23 protein-coding genes are annotated in these 19,443 nt (G+C 67.3%); 1 reads left to right on the top strand and 22 read right to left on the bottom strand.

Going from position 1 to position 19,443, the window contains the following annotated elements; all coding sequences use genetic code 11:
- Window position 1 precedes the first annotated feature (1 nt).
- The 19 genes from C8J43_RS18650 to C8J43_RS18555 form a co-directional block, all read right to left on the bottom strand.
- Window positions 2–376 (bottom strand): peptidoglycan endopeptidase, encoded by a 375-nt coding sequence (locus C8J43_RS18650; protein ID WP_133032136.1) that lies wholly within the window; start codon window positions 374–376, stop codon window positions 2–4.
- Window positions 373–1,170 carry a DUF2163 domain-containing protein gene (locus C8J43_RS18645; RefSeq protein WP_133032135.1) on the bottom strand — a complete coding sequence of 266 codons (798 nt, stop codon included), beginning with the start codon at window positions 1,168–1,170 and terminating at the stop codon, window positions 373–375. The genes C8J43_RS18650 and C8J43_RS18645 overlap by 4 nt, the downstream gene beginning before the upstream one ends.
- A 173-nt stretch (window positions 1,171–1,343) precedes the next feature.
- A complete protein-coding gene (locus C8J43_RS18640) occupies window positions 1,344–3,617 on the bottom strand; it encodes a DUF2460 domain-containing protein (RefSeq protein WP_133032134.1) in 2,274 nt (757 codons plus the stop codon).
- 162 nt (window positions 3,618–3,779) lie between these two features.
- Complete coding sequence (locus C8J43_RS18635) at window positions 3,780–4,334, bottom strand: tail tape measure protein (RefSeq protein WP_133032133.1); 555 nt, start codon at window positions 4,332–4,334, stop codon at window positions 3,780–3,782.
- Window positions 4,324–4,515: a phage tail assembly chaperone gene (locus C8J43_RS18630; RefSeq protein ID WP_133032132.1), complete on the bottom strand. Its 192-nt coding sequence runs from the start codon at window positions 4,513–4,515 to the stop codon at window positions 4,324–4,326. Before C8J43_RS18630 ends, C8J43_RS18635 begins: the two co-directional genes overlap by 11 nt.
- On the bottom strand, window positions 4,512–4,826 hold the full coding sequence (locus C8J43_RS18625) for a gene transfer agent family protein (RefSeq protein ID WP_133032131.1): 315 nt from the start codon (window positions 4,824–4,826) through the stop codon (window positions 4,512–4,514). The genes C8J43_RS18630 and C8J43_RS18625 overlap by 4 nt, the downstream gene beginning before the upstream one ends.
- Before the next feature lie 168 nt (window positions 4,827–4,994).
- Window positions 4,995–5,402 (bottom strand): phage major tail protein, TP901-1 family, encoded by a 408-nt coding sequence (locus C8J43_RS18620; RefSeq protein WP_133032130.1) that lies wholly within the window; start codon window positions 5,400–5,402, stop codon window positions 4,995–4,997.
- 26 nt (window positions 5,403–5,428) lie between these two features.
- Window positions 5,429–5,779: a DUF3168 domain-containing protein gene (locus C8J43_RS18615; protein ID WP_165899683.1), complete on the bottom strand. Its 351-nt coding sequence runs from the start codon at window positions 5,777–5,779 to the stop codon at window positions 5,429–5,431.
- A gap of 29 nt (window positions 5,780–5,808) precedes the next feature.
- Entirely contained in the window at window positions 5,809–6,357 is a 549-nt protein-coding gene (locus tag C8J43_RS18610) for a hypothetical protein (protein ID WP_133032128.1), read from the bottom strand.
- Between the two features lie 171 nt (window positions 6,358–6,528).
- A complete protein-coding gene (locus tag C8J43_RS18605; RefSeq protein WP_133032127.1) occupies window positions 6,529–7,530 on the bottom strand; it encodes a phage major capsid protein in 1,002 nt (333 codons plus the stop codon).
- A gap of 109 nt (window positions 7,531–7,639) precedes the next feature.
- Window positions 7,640–8,095, bottom strand: coding sequence for an HK97 family phage prohead protease (locus C8J43_RS18600; RefSeq protein WP_347812521.1), 456 nt, complete (start codon window positions 8,093–8,095; stop codon window positions 7,640–7,642).
- Window positions 8,092–8,397, bottom strand: a complete 306-nt coding sequence (locus tag C8J43_RS18595; protein ID WP_183129183.1) for a DUF6127 family protein — start codon at window positions 8,395–8,397, stop codon at window positions 8,092–8,094. Before C8J43_RS18595 ends, C8J43_RS18600 begins: the two co-directional genes overlap by 4 nt.
- On the bottom strand, window positions 8,397–9,563 hold the full coding sequence (locus tag C8J43_RS18590) for a phage portal protein (RefSeq protein ID WP_133032126.1): 1,167 nt from the start codon (window positions 9,561–9,563) through the stop codon (window positions 8,397–8,399). The genes C8J43_RS18595 and C8J43_RS18590 overlap by 1 nt, the downstream gene beginning before the upstream one ends.
- A 169-nt stretch (window positions 9,564–9,732) precedes the next feature.
- Window positions 9,733–11,013 (bottom strand): terminase family protein, encoded by a 1,281-nt coding sequence (locus C8J43_RS18585; protein WP_133032194.1) that lies wholly within the window; start codon window positions 11,011–11,013, stop codon window positions 9,733–9,735.
- Window positions 11,014–11,189: 176 nt separating this feature from the next.
- Entirely contained in the window at window positions 11,190–11,891 is a 702-nt protein-coding gene (locus tag C8J43_RS18580; RefSeq protein WP_133032125.1) for a hypothetical protein, read from the bottom strand.
- Window positions 11,892–12,519: 628 nt separating this feature from the next.
- Complete coding sequence (locus tag C8J43_RS18570; protein WP_279388849.1) at window positions 12,520–12,744, bottom strand: type II toxin-antitoxin system ParD family antitoxin; 225 nt, start codon at window positions 12,742–12,744, stop codon at window positions 12,520–12,522.
- 90 nt (window positions 12,745–12,834) lie between these two features.
- On the bottom strand, window positions 12,835–13,227 hold the full coding sequence (locus C8J43_RS18565) for a hypothetical protein (RefSeq protein WP_133032124.1): 393 nt from the start codon (window positions 13,225–13,227) through the stop codon (window positions 12,835–12,837).
- Complete coding sequence (locus C8J43_RS18560; protein ID WP_133032123.1) at window positions 13,224–13,925, bottom strand: DUF433 domain-containing protein; 702 nt, start codon at window positions 13,923–13,925, stop codon at window positions 13,224–13,226. The genes C8J43_RS18565 and C8J43_RS18560 overlap by 4 nt, the downstream gene beginning before the upstream one ends.
- 161 nt (window positions 13,926–14,086) lie before the next feature.
- On the bottom strand, window positions 14,087–14,962 hold the full coding sequence (locus tag C8J43_RS18555; protein ID WP_133032122.1) for a 3-hydroxyacyl-CoA dehydrogenase NAD-binding domain-containing protein: 876 nt from the start codon (window positions 14,960–14,962) through the stop codon (window positions 14,087–14,089).
- A 153-nt stretch (window positions 14,963–15,115) separates the two neighbouring features.
- On the opposite strand from C8J43_RS18555, the gene C8J43_RS18550 reads away from it, so the two are divergent.
- Window positions 15,116–15,613, top strand: a complete 498-nt coding sequence (locus C8J43_RS18550; protein WP_133032121.1) for a hypothetical protein — start codon at window positions 15,116–15,118, stop codon at window positions 15,611–15,613.
- Here the strand turns inward: C8J43_RS18550 and C8J43_RS18545 are convergent.
- The 3 genes from C8J43_RS18545 to C8J43_RS18535 all read right to left on the bottom strand — a co-directional run bounded on the left by C8J43_RS18545 (window position 15,577) and on the right by C8J43_RS18535 (window position 19,340).
- Window positions 15,577–16,905, bottom strand: a complete 1,329-nt coding sequence (locus C8J43_RS18545; protein ID WP_243645673.1) for a S1 family peptidase — start codon at window positions 16,903–16,905, stop codon at window positions 15,577–15,579. The genes C8J43_RS18550 and C8J43_RS18545 overlap by 37 nt on opposite strands.
- A 113-nt stretch (window positions 16,906–17,018) precedes the next feature.
- The gene (locus C8J43_RS18540; protein ID WP_133032119.1) at window positions 17,019–18,371 is read right to left on the bottom strand and encodes a chloride channel protein; all 1,353 of its coding nucleotides are present in this window, start codon (window positions 18,369–18,371) and stop codon (window positions 17,019–17,021) included.
- A gap of 780 nt (window positions 18,372–19,151) precedes the next feature.
- Entirely contained in the window at window positions 19,152–19,340 is a 189-nt protein-coding gene (locus C8J43_RS18535; protein ID WP_056052695.1) for a hypothetical protein, read from the bottom strand.
- Window positions 19,341–19,443: the final 103 nt, after the last annotated feature.

Here is a 19,443-nt window from a genome sequence, read left to right as displayed (position 1 = left end):
GTCACGTCTCCATCCGCCAGACACCGATCAGGGGCCAGGGCGGCATCCCCGGCCGCTCCACCACGCGCCGCAACCCGGCATCCGCATGCACGAATCCGCCCGCCGTCCTGATCCCGAGATGAAACTGCCCCGGCCCGACCGCCATCAACAGCACGTCGCCGGGTTCCGCCGCGCCCACGACCCGCACCAGCATCCGGTCGAGCATCGCCACATCGCCGCCGCGCAGCGCATACCCGGTCGGCACCACGCCGCGATGCCCCCCCGCCTGCAACGCCAGCGCCACCAGCCCAACGCAATCGAGCCCGTCCGCGCCCCGTCCATGCAACCGGAACCGCGTCCCCACCGCGCGCAGCGCCGCCGCCGCAACGACGCTCACGCGCTCGGATACCGCGTGAGCAGGTCGATCCCCGGCAGATGCGGTTCGCCGCGAAAGTTCGCCGCGTTGCCGAACCGCGCGGCACAGGTCGCCAGACTCTTGTCGCACCCCTCGACCATTTCGACCAACGCGCCCGCCTCGACCACGAAGGTCGGTACCGCCCGGAGCGTCACCGCCGCGCCGTCAGCCGCCGCGATCGCGCTCTCCAGCCCGCCGTTCGCGCCCCCGAACCAGCGCACCAGCCCGCCGCCGAGCCCGGGCGTCGCAAGATCGAGCGTCACCACCGGCCCGACGCACGCGACCACCCGCGCGAACCGCCGCCGCCCCGCCATCGCCACCCGACAGCGCCGATCGCCCAGCTCGGCGCGACATTCGGGCGACGTCTCCTCGACCACCGGCCGATCCAGCGCCGCGCTGCTCCCCCGCAGTTCCGCGGTAAAGCCGGTGTCGCCCAGCTCGACCGCACCGATCAACCCGCTCCCCAGATCCACGCGCACGACCGGGTCGGTCCAGTCGACCGCGAACAGCGCGACACGCGCGCCATCCCAGCGGCCGGCAAGCAGATCGCGCTCGTCGATCGCCGCACTCGTCAGCGCCCCCGCGACATCCATCGTGTCCGCCTCCAGCCCCGCGGAGCGCTCGATCGCCGACGGAGTCATCCCCGGCGCCGCGCGGTGCACTAGCCCGTCGACCATCAGGTCGCGATCATGCGCGGTCAACCCGATCGCCACCCCATCCCGCCGCTCGATCCGCCAGCACACCGCGATCGTCGCCAGCTCCGCATCCAGAAACATGAAGGTCTCCTTCCAAAGGAATTCCCTCGCCCCGCCGGGGAGAGGGAGGGGCCCGCGCGCCCTTGCGCGTGGGAGGGTGAGGGGCGTGAGGCTCGGGACGCCAATCCCAACTCCCCTCACCCTCCCGTCGCCAAGCGGCTCCTCCTTCCCTCTCCCCGACGGGGAGAGGGACATTACGCCTCGCGCACCTCGACCAACGGCACGCTCGCCGCGACCCCCGCCAGGAACGTCGCCCGCGCGACGCTCAACCGATCCTCGGCAAACCGCACCGGCACATCGAACACGAACCCGGCGGTCACCACCACACCCACGGCAGGCGCCACATCCAGCACCACCCACCCGCCAGCTTCGACCGCGAACGCGTTCGTCCCGACCCCGTCGACGCTCACCGAAACGCTGCCCGTCACCGGCCGCGTAATCCGCCGGGCGGCGCGCTCGTACCATTTCACCAGCGCGAACCGCCGCGCGACACCGTCCCCGGTCCCGATCGCCTGGCCACCCGCCGCGAAGTCGAACGGATCGCGCAACCGAAACGCACGCGCCGCCCCCATCCGCGCGCGAAAGAACGCGAGCAGCACGGCGATATCCGCCTCGCTCCGCAGCCCCGGCCCGACGTCATACGCGGTCCGCGCCTCCGCCCAGCCGGCATTGCGCGCCTCCCGCCCGCCTGCACTGGTCAGAATGGCGGTCGAAAACCCCGGCGCGACCTCCGCCTCGCGTCCCAACTCCAGCGGGAACAGCACGTCATCGAACGCGTCCACGGCATCCTCCTGTTCCGTATCGAAATGCACGAACCCGTCCCGCATCACCTGCGGGAGCGCCCACAGAAACGTCTCCGCGACCCCGCGAGCCCGCGCGACCCCGGCGGCCGCCTCGATCAGCCCCCACTGCACCGCCTGGTCCGGCCGCAACACGAACCCCGAAAGATAATGCTGCCTCTCGACCGGATACCCCAGCCGCGCGAACGCCACCGCCACGCCGTCCGCAGACGACGCGCTGTCCCCCGCCGTCACCCAGTCGTAATCCTCGAGCTGCAACACATCGAACGCCGGGCTCGCCCACCCCACCGGCATGTTCGCGCGCTTCGCCTCGGGCGCCGCCGCATCCAGCACGGTCGGCAGATACGTCAGCAGATGCGTCACACACCCCGGCGCTTCCGCACGCGCCGCCGCCACCAGCGCAGCCGTCGACGCCGCCAGGCACACCCCCGCCGCATCCAAAGTCGCGATCCGCGCGGCATTCTTCACCCCCAGGATGCTGCCGATCGCCACCGGCGCAAACGCCGCCACCGCACTCGCATCATAAATGCAGGGCCGCCCGTCGGGCATGATCCACCACCACGGCTCGCCGACCTGGAACTTCGCCGCCAACCCAGCCGCGACCGCGATTCCCATGGACGCCCGCGCGACCGCCTGAAGATACCCCATCGCCCCGCCATGCGCCGGCGACAACAGCGTCGACGGCGGCTCCCACCCGGTCAGCGCGGGCGCGCCATCGGCCGCCCGCTGCTTCCAGTCGTTCCAGCAATGCGCATCGAACAGCTCGTAACTCAGCGACCAGATCACGTCGAAGCCGAGCGCCTTCGCCCGCGCCGCAAAATCCCGGTGCCACGCCGCACACGCAACGTTCAGCACGCCCCCCGCCGCCGAAACGTAGAACCCGCCGCCAACCCGCTCGAGCCGGAAATAATGGCTCATCCCGACATAGTGCGTGATGCTCCCGCGATACCCGAGATGCAGCGCATTGCGCAGCAACCGCGCCGGCGTCAGGTTATAGCTGTCGTCATACCCGCCAGCGATCCGGAACTCGTGCTCGGGCACGACGGCATCGCCGATCGCCAGCACCGACCCCGGCCCCTCGCAGACCATATCGGTCCACTCCACCCACCCCTCGCGCGGCGCGGCCAGCGGCACATCGACCTTCGTATAGTCCGGCGGCACCAGCGACACGAACATCCGATCGATATCCCCCGCCCATACCGGATCGGAGTCCTCGGGCAGCGCATACCCGCCCACCATCGCCCCGAAATCGAGCGAGACGACCGCATCCTCGGGTGTCCCCACCGCATAATTCCACAACCGCACATACCACGCGCGCGCCACCCCCGCCGCATCGCGCCCTTCGATCGTCAGCGTCGGACCGTTGATGGCATCCAGCGCCATCACGCCGTTCGAGCGCCACCGAAAGCGCAGCCGACAGTCCCGAAAATCCCGCGACGTCTCGTATTTGAGCAGCGGATGATCGAACCGATCCTCCGCCGCCCAGATCACCCCCGCAAGATCGTCCGCCTTGTAAAACACCGCATCCACCCGCAGCGCATCGGGCGCGGTGGTCACAACGGAGGCCATCATCGGCCGAGGAAAATCCACCGTCCAGAACCGAGGATCGAACCGAGAAACAAGCCCCTCGACCTGCACAGTCCGCCCCGAGCAAAGCCAATGCGCCATAAGATCCTCCTGTTCCCTCGCCCCTCCGGGGAGAGGGAGGGGCCCGCGCGCCCTTGCGCGTGGGAGGGAGAGGGGCGTGAGGCTAAGGACCCCAATCCCAACCACCCCTCACCCTCCCGTCGCCTACGGCTCCTCCTTCCCTCTCCCCGGCGGGGAGAGGGATTATTCGCTAGCCAAAGCCGCCTTCACCGCGCGCGCCACCTGCCGGCTCGACTGCGCCAAAACCCCAGGCGCGCTCCCCGCGGCGGCATTCACCGTAATCGCCACCCGCACCTCGCGCACGCCGCCGCCGCCGCCGCCGCCAGCCTCGACCCGTCCGCTAGAGGTAGGCACGAAAACCTCCGCCCCCCGCTCGCCAACAACATAAGCCCGCCCCGGAGACACCGGCCCGCCAGTCGCCCGCCCAGGCAACCCGCCAATCAGCCCCGCCAGCGCCCCACTCAAACCCCCACCACGCAACACCGACTGCACCCCAGCCTTCAAAGCCGCCGAAGCAATCGCATCCAGCGCCGACAGAGCGACCCCCTTCAGCTCCTCGAACCCCAATTTCCCCGATCGAACCGCGCGCAACAGCCCAGCCTCGACCCGCAGCGAAGCCCGCTCGGCCCCGCTCCCCAAAACGCTTTCCAGCTCGTCCCGCATCGCCGCGACATCGCGCGCAAACCCGGTCGTATCGGCCCGCACGCTCACCAGAGCCGCATCAAGATCATCCATCAGGAAAAGCCCCCCTCAACCGCGCGATCGTCGAAGCATCCGGCGGCGTTTGCACGTCCCCCACCAAAGCCCCCACGACCCCCGCCAATTCCGCCGGCGTAGCCCGCCAGAAAACCTCCGGCGCCCACCCCAGCACCGCCCCCGCAAATCCAGCCAAATGCCCGGCATTCTCGGAAAACGTCACTTCCCCGCCAGGATCTGCCGCAACAGCCCCCGCAAGACCGGCGTCACCGCCGCCAGCCCCGCCTCGACGACAGCCTCCCCCAACCGCTCCCGAGTAACCCCCTCGGGACACTCGCGCAGGCAATGCCAGAACAGCCCCACCATCTCCCCGATCCCAAGCTTCCCCTCCGCCGCGCGCTCCACCAGCGCAAACAAAGGCCCCAACTCCCCCTCGGCCGCCACAAGCGCAGCAAAGCTAGGCCGAAGCACAAGCACCTCCCCCCCGACCCGAAGAGATCCCTCCCCCCGAACCGGATTCGCCAAATCACCCATGAGATGTCTCCAAAAATCCCCTCGCCCCTCCGGGGAGAGGGAGGGGCCCGCGCGCTCTTGCGCGTGGGAGGGAGAGGGGCGTGAGGCTAAGGACCTAAATCCCAAAACCCCTCACCCTCCCGTCGCCAAGCGGCTCCTCCTTCCCTCTCCCCAAAGGGGCGAGGGAGATTAACCCACCACAACAGCCCCGGAACTCTCCAGGCTAAGCGTATAAGACCGCTCCCCATTGAAATCCCCGGCGTAATCCAACCGAGAAACCAGGAACTTCCCCGTCATCGTATCCCCGCCCTCGAACGCCAGCCGATAATCATCCAGCACGCCGCTCAAAGCGCTAGCCTTCACTCGCAACTCGGCGACAGACCCGGTAAAAACCCCCGCCCCCGAAACCGAAACACTCCGAACCCCAGCCCCAGACAACAACTGCCGCCACCCCCCGGAGTCCTTCGTCGTGACAACGATAGCCTCCCCATTCACCGACATCTGCGTCGTCCGCAGCCCCGCCACCGTCGCATAAACCGCCGGCACCGCCCCGTTCCCCACCTTCAGCAGGAACGCACTTCCCTTCTCCACCGCCATGTCCGTCTCCCCCAAAACCGTTCCGCTCAACTCTCGCGGTACATCCGCACCAGAAACTCCGACGTCCCCCGCCACCGATCCCCGACCCGCAGTACCCGGGACCGCACCAGCGCCAACCGAACCACCCGCCACCCTTCGCCCAGATCGGGCGGCAGCGCCTCCAGCCCCTCCTCCGCCACCGCCAGCAGAGCGCGCGCCCGAACCGGCCGCTCCCCCCCATCGAACAGCGTCAAAAGAATGCGCCCCTCGCGCCCGACCCAGGTCTTCGTGCTCCAGTCCGACAGCACCGGCTCATTGACCACCGCATACGGCAGTCCCCCACGCACCGGCGGCGCATCGAACACGCTGACGTCCAGCACAGCATTCAGCCGAGCCACGACCGCCGCCTGCAAGACCACCCGCCCACTCACGAATGCACCCCAGCGGACAGCCGCATCCGCCGATAAGGTCGCCACAAAGCCGCCACCGCCGCCGGCGGCGCGACATCGCTCTCCCGGTGATCGAACAGATGCGCGACCAGCATCGCCACCCCCTGCGCAATCGGCGCCGGCACCGCCTCGAAGCTCGAGGCCAGCCCCGCCGAATACGCCACAGCCACCCGCCCCGCCGATCCCGCGGCGAGAACCCGAACCCAGCCAACCCCATCCGCATCGATATCGACCGCATACGCCCCGACCGCCAACACGAACGGCGCCCCCTCGCCAGGCAACCCGGTCAGCCCGGAAATCACGGTGACCGGCGCGACCAACAACCGCCGCCACCCCGCCGCACTGGTCACCACATCCTCGAACGGCCGCACGATCACCGCCGCCCCCAGAAAAGCCTCCCCGAGCAGCAAAGCCGTCGACGCCAACCGCGAGAGCACCAAATCCTCCCCGCTCTCCACCCGCAACAAAGCCCTAGCCGCGACGACCACCTCAGCGATCACCCCGGCAGAAATCGCCGACCCACCCATGGAATTTCTCCTATTTCCCTCGCCCCTCCGGGGAGAGGGAGGGGCCCGCGCGCCCTTTGCGCGTGGGAGGGAGAGGGGAGTGAGGCTCAGGACGTGAATCCCAACTCCCCCTCACCCTCCCGTCGCAAGAGCTCCTCCTTCCCTCTCCCCGCAGGGGAGAGGGAGCACCACTCAAGCCACCGAGAACTTCATCAGCTTGATCGCCTCGGAGTTCGTCACGCACCCACCGACCCGCTTGGTCGCGTAGAAATTGACGAACGGCTTGTTGGAATACGGATCACGCAGGATCCCGGTCTCGGTCCGCTCGGCGATGATATACCCCGCGCGGAAATTCCCGAACGCGATCGCCAGAGCATTTGCCGCGATATCCGGCATATCCTCAGCCTCCACCACCGGATACCCCAGCAGCGTAGCCGGCACCCCAGCCGCCAGCGAAGGCGCCCAGACGAACGCCCCATCCGTCGTCTTGAACTTCCGGATCCGCGCCAGCGTAGCCGCATTCATCACAAAGCTCGCGCCCTGCCGATAAGGCCCGCGCAAAGACTGAACCAGATCGATCAACCGCTCCTGCGGGTTCGCCGAGAAGTCCCCCGCCGTCCCGCTAGCCAGATACTGCAAAGTCCCGAACGCCCGCACGCCATCCGCAGTCGCAGCAGTAGCCGAAGTCAAAAACCCCTTCGGCCGCGACACACCCGACCCGGACACGAAAGCCGCCCCCTCGGCCTTCGCAAACTCCATCGCGATCTCCCCCGCGAGCCACTCTTCGACATCGAACGCGGCGTCATCGAGCATCGCTTGGCTAGCCGAAGGATTGGCATACAGCTCCCCCGTAGGCGGCGCGATCTCGACGAACACCGGCGAAGCCGTCTCCGGCCGAGCCGCATTCTCCGCCGCCCACCCGGAAGGCGTACCGCCCGTGGTAACGAGCTTGCGATACCCGGCCGACCCCACCTTCACGACATTGGCGATCGACCGGATCGGCGAAATGCCCTTCAGCAACGTATCGATCTGGGCATCGATCTCTCGCGGCACCGCAAACCCGCCGGCATCCCCCGTCACACCCGTAAAAGCCTTCATCTCCAGCGTAGCGCCAGTCCGAACGAACCCCGCAAACGCTGCATTCTGCGCCAAGGGGGAAGCCCCCGCCAAAACCGGCCGGTCAACAACACTCATGTCCATCTCCTCGCATGAAACGAAAAAAGGCGCCCCGCAGGACGCCTCACGAAACTCCACCTCGTCATCCTGACGAAAGTCAGGATCCAGGGTTACCGAACACCGTCGCTTACGGCTCTGGATCCTGACTTTCGTCAGGATGACGGAGCACCTCCAAGCGAGCCAAAGCCTGCATAGGCACTGCCACCAGACTAACCTCCACCAGCTCGACCGCCAGCAACTCCCGCCGAACCCCCTGCCGCACGGACGTCGCCCGATACCCAACTGACAACCCAGCCACCGCCCCACCCCGCACCAGCCGAGCCAGCTCCAGATCCGCAACCACCCCCTCGACCCGCAATCCCCGCGCATCCTCCGCAACGACGGACAAAACTCCAACCGCAATACCCCGATGCTGCCACAACAAAGGCACCACCCCAGCCCCGGAAAAAGCCCCCCGCCGCACCACATCCCCCGCGCGATCCACGATATCGAACACCGCCGCATACCCCGCGAACGCCACCGCCCCGCCCCGTTCGTCCCGAGTAGCTGTCGAGCCTGTCGAGACGGCGTATCGAGGGATCACTTCAACCACGCGGCAAACCCCAGCTTAACCGCCAGCCCCGCCAACATCAGCGCCATCGCCAACCGAGCGATCCACCCGACCACCGCCTTCCAAACCGACCGCTTCGCATCCCGCCAGGCCGCCAGCAGCTCGCGCAACTCCGCCACATCCTCCCGAGCCCGCTCATCACTCAACGCCACCCGCGCCAAAGCCCGAGCCGCCCCCAGCTCCCCCGCCTCCTCCACGATCGCCCGCAGCGTCACCAGGTCCACCCCCCGCTCCGCCCCCTGCCGCATCAACTGCGCCAAAACCGCCCCATCCATCAGACCACCTCCTCGCCCGTCGCGCGTCGCGCGACATCAAACGGCATCGCGCCCGGCGCGATATCGAGCAACGCCCGCTTCTCCACATCACTGAGAAACGAAGCCGCAGAAACCATCCCCCAAAGCCGCTCGCGATCCTCCGCCAGCGCCGGCACCCGGTCGAGATCGACCGAAATCGCCGCCCCCTCGAACCACCCGGCAAGCCCCTGCGCGATCCCGCCCAGCACCGCGGTCGCCAGCGGCAGGATCGCCAGCCGCCACAGCGCGCGATTGGCCTCGCGGTAATTCGCGTAGGAATTGTCCCCCGGCAGCCCGAGCAGCATCGGCGGCACCCCGAACGCCAACGCGATCTCCCGCGCCGCCGCCGCCTTCGTGCCCACGAAATCCATATCCGCCGGCGACAAACTCAAGGCCTGCCACCTGAGCCCCCCCTCCAGCAGCATCGGCCGCCCCGCATTCCCCGCCCCCGAGAACGACGCCTCCAGCTCACCCCGCAAGCGCTCGAACTGCTCGGTCGACAGCGTCGCGCCGTCCTTGGGATCGTACATCAACGCCCCCGAAGGCCGCGCCGCGTTGTCGAGCAAAGCCTTGTTCCACCGCGCCGCCGCATTGTGGATCGCCACCGCCCCCGAAGCCGCCCCCAGGCACCCCAGCCCATAATGATCATCGACCGGATTGAAGCTCTTCAGGTGGATCACCTCCGGCCGAACCGGATCGGCATGCAACCGCGAAACCCGCTCCCCCACCCGGTACCGATAAGCAGCCGGCCACCCACTAGCGTCCGGCTCCACGGTCACCCGCTCCGGCCGCAGCGCATAAAGCTCGGCCGCCCCGCCCTCGACGTCGCGCAGCACCTGCACATACGCATTGCCGTGCAGCATCAGATGCGCCGCCACCGTCTCGATCAGCGCCTGCCCGCCCGACCGCACCGTCGCGAGCGCGAGCAACGCCGGATCCGACGCGACGATCGGCGCGCTCCCCAGCCCCTCGACGACCAGCTTCACCGCCCGCTGCGCGATCGGATTATCCAGATACGCCTCGCGCACCTGCGCCTCGTAACTCCGCGGCCACTCGCCAAACGCCGACCCCCCGATCGCCCCCGCCGAAGACCGAGACAAAACCGGCCGCGACTCATCGCGCCCGGATTTCCACCCGAACAATTTCATGCCGATCTCCTGAATTTCCCTCGCCCCTACGGGGAGAGGGAGGGGCCCGCGCGCCCTTGCGCGTGGGAGGGAGAGGGGAGTGAGGCTCGGGACGTAAATCCCAACCACCCCTCACCCTCCCGTCGCAAGAGCTCCTCCTTCCCTCTCCCCAAAAGGGAGAGGGCCAAACCTAAAGCACCCGCACCGAAACCCGCGCCCGAGGCCCCAGCATCACCTCGGTCATCGCCCAAACAAGCGCATCAGCCCGATCCGGCGACCGCCCCGGCCCCTCATACCCGCCCCCGGCAATCAGCCCGCAAAGCTCATCCTCCAGGTCCGGAAACGCCCCCACATGCCAGGCCCGCCCAGACTCATACAAAGCCACCACCGGTTCAGCCCGAGCCACCTTCCCCAGCGACGCATGCACCAGCTTCACCGGCATCGCGCGATCAGCCCCAGAGAGAACGCTCCCCACCATAGTCCCCCCCTGGTTGGCCTCCGCGATCACCCGGTCCGCCCCATGCCGCGCCGCGCACTCGGCCACCGCCCGAGCCCACCCCTCAGGACTGGCCCCGGAAACGCTCGCATCCTCCAGCACATACGCAAACCCGTTATCCCCCAGCGCCACCACCACGATCCCGCAAGCATCCCCAGGCCCCCCCGACACACTCCCGGCCGGCGGATCCACCCCAACGACAACCCGCACGACGGCAGGCGCAAAAGCCACCCGCCTGGACTCTACCAGCTCCCGCGTCCAAAGCGCCCCCACGACATCCTCGATCAGCTCGCCGTCCAGCTCCTGCCGCCCCAACCGAGTCCCCGCATAGGACGCGGTCATCGCCTCCACGAAGCTCCCCGGCAGATGCACATTATCCCGCGTTCGCCCCTGAGACCGCACCACCCCCGGCAGCGCCAATATCCGCCGCAGCAACGCCACCGGCTTAGGCGTCGTAGTCACCACGATCCGCGGCAGCGTCCCCAGCCGAAGCCCCATCATCAGATTGTCCCACGTCGCATTCCCGTTGCGCCACTTGGCCACCTCGTCGCACCACGCCACATGATGCTCGGGCCCGCGCAACCCCTCCGGCGCCTCAGCAGAATACGCCGACGCCAACGCCCCATTGGCAAACCGCAGCTCGCCCAGCCCAGCCCGCCAAACCGGATCCTCGTCATCGCGCGCGACGGCGAGCAAGCCGCTCTCCCCCTCGATCATCACCCGCCGCACATCGTCGACGGTCGCCCCGACCAGCGCGATCCGAGCCCCCGGATTGTCCCGCGCCACCTGGCTGACCCACTCCGCCCCGGCGCGCGTCTTACCGAACCCGCGCCCCGCCAGGATCACCCAGATCCGCCAGTCATCGGCTGCATTCTCCGCCCCCCGGTCGGCGAGATGCTGCCCGGGATGCGCCCAGCGTTCCCAGCGATCGTGCAGCTCATAGCGCTCGGCGGCGCTCAGCGACCCGATCAGCATCGCCCGTTGCGCCGCCGGCAGCACCGCCAGTTCGGCGATCACGTCGCGCGCGCCATCCGACTCCCCACATGATGACGCGCGGGGTTCCGTCTCCGATGTGTCCGAAGAAGCGTCGGGCGAATGCGGCGGCACCTCCGCCTCGTCGGGACCCACCGGATCGCGGCATCGATCGTCGGTCACGCCTCACCGCCCTGCGCCGATGCGCGCAGTCGTCGTGCCAGCGAATCGAGTTTGTTCGCGATCGAGGCATCGGTTTCCGCCTGTGTCGCGCGCCGATACGGCTTGCGCCCGCGCCCGCGCTGACCACCGCTGCCGAGGCCGCCAGCCGCGCGACGCGCTAGCAAGGCCAGCGCCACCTGCACCGCCTGCATGCCGGCAAGCGGAACCAGCCGCGTCGCCGACTCGATGCTTGCAACGATGTCGGACCCGGGGCCGGACCCGGAACCGAACCCGCCCCCGAACCCATCGCCTACATCGGTGCCGACGCCGGCATCGATATCATCCTGGATGTCGACGCCCGCATCGTCCTGTATCGCCGTGCGCCCCTCGCGCAGGGCCGTCGCCTCGTGCAGCCCCGCGATTGCGGCGGCGAGCAGCCCCTCCTCGAGCCGCTCGTAACCGCTCGTCAGCGCCTCCGCCCACTGCGCCGCGAACAGCGGATCACGCCGCTTGAGCTCGCTGGCGCTATGGCGGTTCATGCCCACCGCGGCTGACGACGAGGTAACGTTGCAAGTCATCGACAGCGCGATGAGAAACCTCTTCCGCTTGGCCGGCGTCCACCCGTTGGGCCGAACCCTCCGGACCTGCACGACCCGGTGGCTCCCGCCCGTCACGACCGTATAGGTCTGCTTGACTGCCACCCCCACCCGCTTCGCCATCCCGCATCCCCTCCCCGCTTCGTTGCCAACCGCCCCGCCGCCAACGCCCCGCCGCCAAAACACAAAAAGCCGGCGACGTCCGAGGCTCCCACCCCTTCCGTCCCAGCTCTCGTCACGCCGGACCAGCCAGCCCGACCCGCAATTCTGCAGCGTTCCTGTTATGTGCCAAACGAGCGTGACAATGTCAAGCGATTTAACCAATCTGGTTAGCTTGCTGGTTCGACGTGCACCGGGCCAACTCCGTCATCCTGACGTAAGTCAGGTCCCAGAGCCCCAGTGAGGACACAACGATCCGAGACCGGCACCAATCCGAGCGCCCACGCAGGACTAAGCCAGCGGCAATAAATCACATGTGAAGCCCAGCCTCCATCCGCCGATGCAGGATCCGAACGACGCCAATGCCATACCCCGTAGGCCGGAATTAAAGGACATGCTCCCCAACCCCCCGCCGCCTGTAGCCCACCCGGATATGCGCGCAGTCCGTTCCCCGCAGAGGAGCATCCGCCATCGCGGCACACGCCGCCTCGATCAGCTCGACATATCGCAACGCCTGCGCCACTCCCCACTGCGCCACGCTATACTCGAACACCAAGTCGAGGGCGCGCTGCGCCTGGGCGTAAGCCGATACTCACCCAAGCTCCGCAGCTTTACGCTGCTTGAAGGCGGCAAAGTCGAACGCCTCCGCAGTGCCGCTATACTCCCCCGCGCTCAGCGCCTCACGAACGGCCTCGGTCCCAAACCGCCACTCCTGCTCCCGCCGGATAAGATCACGAATAGCCTCGGAGTCATCATTATAGTCGCCCGCATCGACCTGCGCCGCGATCCAGGCATCCTGCTGCTCGGTAAGCGTAATGGTCTTACGAACGGTCGCTATGTCTTGCCTTTCATTCTCTCGGTGCGGCTAAGATATCACACGAACTATCTGACGAGTTCCCGACATCCATCACAACGCCCTAAATTGCTCGCCTCGTTGCTGGAGTTCGAACACCCCAGGCCGTACATCGCGGGTCAAACCGACCATCCGGTCCCACACGGTCAAGATTCGCGCTGTCTTCTTCGGTAACGGCAACTCCATCACTGCCGCACGCGGAAAGAAACCGACCAGACGGGACCGGAAGAACAACTCCCGCTGGGGACGCCGTCGCGCGATGTTGAGATCGCCGGACAGCACCACCCAATCTCCCTCGACACCGAGAGCCGGTATCCATTCTTCGTCGAGTAGGTGCGTATCGCCGTATTTGTCACGGTGGCAGATGACCTCGTGATCCCCCTCAAACAACGCTGCCAGCCCCCGCGCGAGCCGCGGTGGGAGGTTGTTGTCGATGAAAAGTTTCAAGCCGCCTTACGCAGTTGGAGATCGCTTTCGAACTTGAGCGCATCGCGGATTGCGCGAACGGGTAGATCGTACAGCTTGGCAACTCGCTCTACCGATCCCTCGGCCTTCAGTTCCTGCACGACGCGCGCCGTCAGCAGCCCGGATGCTGCCACGATCGGCTGCCCGAAGGAACGCTCGGGATCGGCAACGATCGTCCGCTTGCCCGGTACCAGCCACCACCGCTCGGCGGCATTGGGCCCAAAATCCAGGTCGGACAGCGACGGCATCACGACGTCGCGGAACACCCGTTGTCTCGCCTTGAGGTCGTACATCGCAGGGTCTTGAACCCCGTCCGTGATATCCAGAAACAGCCTGCGCCCGTCGGTCTTGAACGCACGTGTCGAGAACGGCCGTTCGTCGCCAAGCAGATCTCGCGCCGCTGTGATGCAGGCGCGGATGGTCGGCAAACCAAAATGCGCCTTGGTCAGCGCGGCGACGATCCGCGCTTCGACCAGGTCGCGAAAACCGAGAAGCTGGCCATCCGCCTCGACGTCGTACTGCGGCTGCCAGAGGGCCGGTTGCGTGCCCCTTTCGCCGTCATGGCCACCATCATATTCGTAACCGTACAACCAACGCCGGAGCCGCGCCGCCGTCATCCCGATCAGGCGTGCGCCTTCAGGGATCGTGTAAGCGCCGATTCCATACTGTGCCGCTGTCATTTCAATTTGCTCGTCGCCCGCCGCGCATCCGCCCCTGTGACACGCAAATGCTCACACATTGCGAAGGCCCGCAATGGACTATCGCAAGACAATCCATTGCGGCGGCGGTCCGTTCAGATGGTGAAGCACTCCCAATGAGATCACATCGAACCGCGCTCTCTTCACCGCGTAGGCACAGGCTCCGTGCCCGAATAATCATAAAACCCGCGCTTCGTCTTCCGCCCGAACCACCCAGCCTCGACATACTTCACCAGCACCGGCGCAGGCCGGAACTTCGGATCGCCCGTCCCCTCGAACAGCACGCGCGTGATCTCGAGGCACGTATCCAGCCCGATGAAGTCCGCCAGCGTCAGCGGCCCCATCGGATGGTTCAGCCCGAGCTGGCACGCCAGATCGATATCCCGCACGCTCGCCACGCCCTCGCCCAGCGCGAAGCACGCCTCGTTGATCATCGGCATCAGCACGCGGTTGACGATGAACCCCGGCGCGTCGTTGGCATGCACCACCTGCTTGCCGAGCTTTTCCGCAAATGCCTCGACCGCCGCCACCGTCGCGTCCGACGTCGCGAGGCCCCGGATCAGTTCGATCGGCCGCATCACCGGCACGGGGTTGAAGAAATGCACCCCCATGAACCGCGCCGCATGGGGCGCTGCCTGTGCGAGGCGTGTGATCGGGATCGACGACGTGTTCGACGCCAGGATCGCATCCGGCCCCAGCACCTTGCCGACCTCGGCGAAGATCGCGCGCTTGACGCCCTCGCGCTCGGTCGCCGCCTCGACGACGATCGCACAGTCGCCCATGTCCGCCACGCTCGCGACCGGCTCGATCAGCGCCAGCGCCGCATCGCGCGCATCGCCCGCGATCTTCTCCTTCTCGACCAGCCGGCCAAGCGCCTTGGCGATCCCCGCCTTGCCCTTCTCGGCCGCGTCCAGCGACACGTCGGCCAGCAGCACGCGGTATCCCGCCTGTGCCGACACCTGCGCGATCCCCGCGCCCATCTGCCCCGCGCCGATCACGCCTATTGTCTGCCCAGCCATATCCGTCTCCACCGTTCGTTTGTGCCGTTGTTTGCGCCGGTCCTACCGGCTTTTGCGCGCACCACCAGCCCCGATCGCCCTCTGATGGCCCGCCGATGGCACCAGCACGGGTGCGGTGCGTTGTCGGGCCACTATTGTCAGGAACATACCATCATGATCGACACCATCGCCGAACTCGACCGCGTCCGCGACGACTGCAAACGCCTCGTCACGACGCGCTCGATGCTCTCGGCGGGTGCCGCGGTGGTGCCGATCCCCGGCGCCGATCTGGTCGCCGATATCGGCCTGCTGACCAAGCTGCTGCCGCAGATCAGCAACCGCTTCGGGCTCGATCACGATCAGGTGCAGAAACTCGAGCCGCATCTCGCGCAGCAGGCGCTGGTGATGGCGTCGAGTCTCGGCAACACGATGATCGGCCGGATGGTGACGAAGCGGATCGTCGCATCGTTGCTGCGCCGGATCGCGACGCGGGTCGCCGCCGGCTCGATCGCCAAGTTCGTGCCGTTCGCGGGCTCGGCGGTCGCCGCGACGATCAGCTTCGGCGCGATGAAGCTGATCGGCAATTCGCATGTCGAGGATTGCTACAAGACCGCGCGTGCGCTGCTCCCTGCCGATCAGCGCGCGGTGTCGGCGACCGTGGGCAAAGGCTGAACCATGACGGGCACCGCCGCCGGCTGATGCACCAGCGTCCACCCCGGCGGCAGATAGTCGGTCGACATGTAATAATAGAACAGGCACGTCCCGTCCTTCGCATACGTCCCGCCCTTGACGATCCCGAGCGCGGTCGTCCCCTCGAACACCGGCGCTCCGCTATCTCCCCCCCGGCAAGTCGGCCCCTCCACCGCCACCCAGGTCGGCAGGCACGCGCCGCCGCACAGGTCGCCGGCGGGGGCGAAATCGACCATCGCGATCAGCGCACAGCTATAGCCGGTCCGCTCGCCGCGATGACAGACGAAGTCGCCCGCGCGCGTGCTCGTCCGATAGCGCCAGGTGACGACCGGGCGCGCCAGCGTCTTGGCGGTATCGGCATAGAATAACGGTCCGAGCGGACCGCGCGCGACGTTCACCTGCACGTCCTGATAGCCCCACCCCCATTGCCCGACATAGTCGAGCGGCCATTCGTGCCGTTCCGCATCGACATAGGCGAGCGTGTCCGGGCAATGCGCCGCGGTCGCCACGCCGAAGCGTGCGCCATCGGTCACGACGAACCCGGTCGTGCACGCGTAGCGCTTGCCGTCTACCGTGCCGATCACGCGCGCCCCACCCCGGATCGGTTCGCTCGCGATCGCGCCAACGGTCGAGTCGGGCAAAGGCGCAGGACCTCCGATCTGCTCGGCCATCGCCGTCGCCTGCAGGTCGAGCACCTCGATCCGGATGGGCATCCCGGTCAGCGCCGCAATCCGCGCGCGCAGCGTGCCGTCGCGGTTCAGGTCAGCATCGCCCGACGAGATCGCCACGACCATCTCGCCGGTCCGCTGATCGACCCCCATCCCGGGCGGATGCGGCAACGACTTGCGGATCATCGCCTGATATTTGGACAGCGCCGCCAACAGTGCCACCCGCGTCGCGCCTGCGCCGGTACGGAAGACGATCGGCACGACGATCCCGCCCGCCGCGATCGTGCGATCGGGCACGGGCTCGGTGCCGGTCAGCAGCACGACGATCCGATAGTCCGGCTGGTGCTCGATCGCGACTCCCACCCAGCGATCCGCAAACGCCGTCCGTAGCGCATCGGTCGTCGCCACGCTCTCCGCCTGCGCGCGCAACCGGTGCATCGCGGTATCGAGCGGCACGCCGAACCGCTGCGCATAGGCTGCCGCGTCCTGCATCGCCGCGTCGACCGGCAATTGCACGCCCGGCGCATCGGCCTGCGTAGCCGGCGCCGCGGCCTGTTCAGCCGCCGCCGGCGCGCCGATCAGCGAAAGCGCCGCACAGGCCACCACCCGCCCTATCCAACTCCTGACCATGCGCGACGTGATTCCAGATTTCGAGCTTCGGATGCGCGCCTAAACCGTGCGGTCTGAACCAGCGCTGTCGGTCCGCGACGGCGCGGCGCTCAGTGCCCGCGATCGTCGCGGTCGGCAGTCGGACCTTCATGCCCTGCAACCGCCACCGCAACCCCGTCCTTGCGCAAAAATCCTGCGGACAGCACATGATACAGCCGCTCCTTCGACACCGCCTGCGCGACGAAGTCGGCGATCAGCGCGGAGGCGACCAGCGGCATCATCAGCCCCCGGCTCGCGGTCGTCTCGGAGATGATGATCACCGCGGTCAGCGGCGCGCGGACCACGCCGGTGAAATACGCGACCATCCCCAGCAGCACGATCGCGCCGGGCGGATAATCGGGGAAGATGCTGCGGAGCATGTCGCCGATCCCGGCCCCGACCGACAGCGACGGCGCGAAGATCCCGCCCGGCATGCCCGATACCGCGGTCGCCAGCGTCGTGACGAACTTCGCCGCGCCGAACCAGTGCGGCACGTCGCCGCCGGTGATGATCCCGCGCGCCGCGCCGTATCCGGTCCCCCAGGTCAGCCCGCTCGCGACACCGATGATCGCCACGACCAGCCCGAGCCCGCCGGCGAACAGCGTCGGATGCGCGCGCAGCCACGCCACCGGTGCCAGCCGCGTCCGCCCGGTCGCGATCACCGACCGCGAGAACAGCGCCCCCGCCAGGCCCCCCAATATCCCCGCGACCGGCGCCGCGAGCAGCGTCTCGCGGACGTTCAGCGTCTGCCGCATCACCCCGAAATACACGTAATCCCCCGACAGCCCGAGGCTGACCATCCCGGCGATCAGCACCGCGGTCATCACCAGCAGCGTCATCCGCTGTTCGTACGCGGCGGCCAGTTCCTCGATCGCAAAGGCGACCCCGGCGAGTGGCGTGTTGAACGCCGCGGCGACGCCCGCCGCGCCACCGGCGATGAACACCGACGCGCGCAGCGGGATCGCCATCACGCGGTGCGCATAGCCCATGATCGACGCGGCAACCTGCACCGTCGGCCCCTCGCGCCCGGTCGATGCGCCGACGAACAGCGTCCCGATCGTCAGCACCAGCTTGACGATGACCGTCTTCGCGGAAACCAGCCCGGTCATCGCATGATCGGGATCGCGCGTCGCCGCCATGACCTGCGGGATGCCCGATCCGCGCGCCGCCGGGGCAACCCGCAGCGTGATCCACGCGATCGCCGCATAGCCCACGGGCGTCATCAGCAGCGGCGCCCACCACCAGCGCGCGACGATGTCGGTGAACGCCTCGCCCGCCCGATCCGCTGCCGCCGCGAACCCGAGTGCGACGATGCCGATCATGATCGCCCCGCCGAGGATCGCAACGCGCCGCCGCCAGACGAGCGCACTCGGCGCATGCCGCTGCAACAGGATCCGCACGCGCGTTTTCGTCATGCGTGCCATGGTCGGGCCCTCACCGATTCCGCGCTTAACTCGGCGACCGACATTGCGACTGACGCGGGAGCAGGCGCGGAAGCCGGACTATCGACGGCGATCATACTGGTCATGCGGCGGCTTATGCCTCGCATAATCCAGCACGTCACCCTTACGATCCGAAACGACACGCCGACCCGATTGCCGCAAGCAGCATTGCTCGGAGCGACCGCACGATGAGGATATCAATGTCGCTTTCGCCCATTTGATGTCATTCAGCGTCGATTTTCGGTGTCTCAGACGCGGACGTTGCGGTCTCAAACCTGCGGTGTAGTTTGAGCGAATGATTGCGCGAAAAAGTCCTGTGAAACGGGATGCCCTGTGGAAGCGGTATTGGTCGATCAAAGACGTGCATCGATGCGGCCTGTATGAGCCTATCTTATGGCACCTAGCCTTGGATGGCGACTTCTCGGCGATGGTTACGCTGGCCGATACTTTCCCTATCGAGGGGCGAGTTGCGGATCGGTTCAGTAGGGCTGGCCTGTATTATCGAGCGCATAGGGGCGGCTATGAGTATGCCGCACAACACCTCGCTATGGACGCTTTCAATCGAGGTGATCTTAAATCCTATCGATATTGGTTGCGACGTGCGGTTCGGTTCGATCCCGATCATCTAAAACAGCTTAAACGCTTTGAAACACGGCTACCTCACCAGACCGCTCATGAACGTGGGCATGGTCGTCCCTACCGGGCATATGACTGACAAGCTTCTCAGAAGCGGACCGTTCGCTTTCCTTCCAAAAGCGGTCATCATGTAACGATAACGATGGCCACGCCTGCGATCGACAGTATGACGCTCAGCGTTGTGAGCCATCGAACTTTTCGCTTGTCCACGGCGGTGCTGGCGAAGTGCACCGCGCCGAGCAGCAGGGCCGTGCTGAGAAGCACGATAACGCTGCCTAGGAGATCGCCTTGGGCTTCGGTCATCTGGTCATCCACGACGCTGTCCTGATGATCGGTCAGCAGCGCGATCGGCTAGCAGCGCTTCCCTATCATAGGCATGACGGGCCGTTAAAAACGCCTAATCTCGGACATTGCCGGG

The sequence above is a fragment of the Sphingomonas sp. PP-CE-1G-424 genome, from assembly GCF_004341085.1.
GTDB lineage: Bacteria > Pseudomonadota > Alphaproteobacteria > Sphingomonadales > Sphingomonadaceae > Sphingomonas.
Note: the sequence above shows the minus strand (reverse complement) of the source record. Positions and strands in the feature narration are given on the sequence as shown.

Coding starts and splice junctions, on each gene's coding strand:
- C8J43_RS18625 (WP_133032131.1), bottom strand. CDS start 4,826: ATGGGTGATTTGGCGAATCCGGTTCGGGGGGAGGGATCTCTTCGGGTC.
- C8J43_RS18610 (WP_133032128.1), bottom strand. CDS start 6,357: ATGGGTGGGTCGGCGATTTCTGCCGGGGTGATCGCTGAGGTGGTCGTC.
- C8J43_RS18595 (WP_183129183.1), bottom strand. CDS start 8,397: ATGGATGGGGCGGTTTTGGCGCAGTTGATGCGGCAGGGGGCGGAGCGG.
- C8J43_RS18605 (WP_133032127.1), bottom strand. CDS start 7,530: ATGAGTGTTGTTGACCGGCCGGTTTTGGCGGGGGCTTCCCCCTTGGCG.
- C8J43_RS18550 (WP_133032121.1), top strand. CDS start 15,116: ATGATCGACACCATCGCCGAACTCGACCGCGTCCGCGACGACTGCAAA.
- C8J43_RS18620 (WP_133032130.1), bottom strand. CDS start 5,402: ATGGCGGTGGAGAAGGGAAGTGCGTTCCTGCTGAAGGTGGGGAACGGG.
- C8J43_RS18555 (WP_133032122.1), bottom strand. CDS start 14,962: ATGGCTGGGCAGACAATAGGCGTGATCGGCGCGGGGCAGATGGGCGCG.
- C8J43_RS18560 (WP_133032123.1), bottom strand. CDS start 13,925: ATGACAGCGGCACAGTATGGAATCGGCGCTTACACGATCCCTGAAGGC.
- C8J43_RS18585 (WP_133032194.1), bottom strand. CDS start 11,013: ATGCTGATCGGGTCGCTGAGCGCCGCCGAGCGCTATGAGCTGCACGAT.
- C8J43_RS18540 (WP_133032119.1), bottom strand. CDS start 18,371: ATGGCACGCATGACGAAAACGCGCGTGCGGATCCTGTTGCAGCGGCAT.
- C8J43_RS18590 (WP_133032126.1), bottom strand. CDS start 9,563: ATGAAATTGTTCGGGTGGAAATCCGGGCGCGATGAGTCGCGGCCGGTT.
- C8J43_RS18645 (WP_133032135.1), bottom strand. CDS start 1,170: ATGTTTCTGGATGCGGAGCTGGCGACGATCGCGGTGTGCTGGCGGATC.
- C8J43_RS18580 (WP_133032125.1), bottom strand. CDS start 11,891: ATGGCGAAGCGGGTGGGGGTGGCAGTCAAGCAGACCTATACGGTCGTG.
- C8J43_RS18640 (WP_133032134.1), bottom strand. CDS start 3,617: ATGGCGCATTGGCTTTGCTCGGGGCGGACTGTGCAGGTCGAGGGGCTT.